Source organism: Neobacillus paridis (genome assembly GCF_016765675.1).
GTDB lineage: Bacteria > Bacillota > Bacilli > Bacillales > Cytobacillaceae > Neobacillus > Neobacillus paridis.
Map to the genome: position 1 here is coordinate 1 of NZ_JAESWB010000333.1, position 663 is coordinate 663.

General features: G+C 62.4%; 2 protein-coding genes. Both read left to right on the forward strand.

Annotated elements, in window-relative coordinates; all coding sequences use genetic code 11:
* Positions 1 to 297: hypothetical protein (locus JK635_RS29080; RefSeq protein ID WP_202655652.1), on the forward strand; the 297-nt coding region annotated here is incomplete at its 5' end.
* Positions 298 to 379: 82 nt separating this feature from the next.
* A partial coding sequence (locus JK635_RS29085) for a hypothetical protein (protein ID WP_498043889.1) occupies positions 380 to 663 on the forward strand: 284 nt, incomplete at its 3' end.

Genomic DNA, 663 nt, shown 5'->3' on the forward strand with positions numbered 1-663 from the left:
CGCGCATACGGGCTGGTGGTCCATGGCGATGTTGCCGGTATCGAGGGGGTGCGGCGGTCGCTGTCCGACTGGCTCGACTGGATGGGCCTCATCGCCGCTGGGCAGAAGGCGAAACTGGATCGGTTCATCGGCTATTACGAGTCCTATGCCGAGAGCCACGAGGTGCTCGATCGGGATGAGGCGATGCAGGAAGAGGTGCGCAATGTGGCGCGCGCGGTGGCAGAGTCGGTTGCGCAGTTGAGGCAAGGTCAATTGTCGCAGCCTGACGCAGCACTGGCCTCGCCCCGGCCCAAGTAGGGCATGGCCCGAAACCGTTAGCGCAAATCCAGTTCAGCCCGTACCATGGCGCCTCGCGAACTTCGCAGCACACCAAGGCGCCATGCAATCTTCTCCTTCCTTACTTACCTGGACCGAAAACGGCAGCGAACATCATGCGCAATGGCGCTCGGAAAGCGGTTTTCCGGCGCCGCAGCGTATTGTCATCGCAGATGACCGCATGACCGCGGATGCGGCTTTCCGGCTTGCATCCGAGGGCACTGCCATGCTGTGGCGTGGGGATTATCACAATGCGCGGCAGTTGCTGCAGGCAATGTCGCGACGCACGCTGAAGAAGCCACGCAAGCCGGCAGCCACTGCGCGCGATGCATTCAACCAGCACAGGCA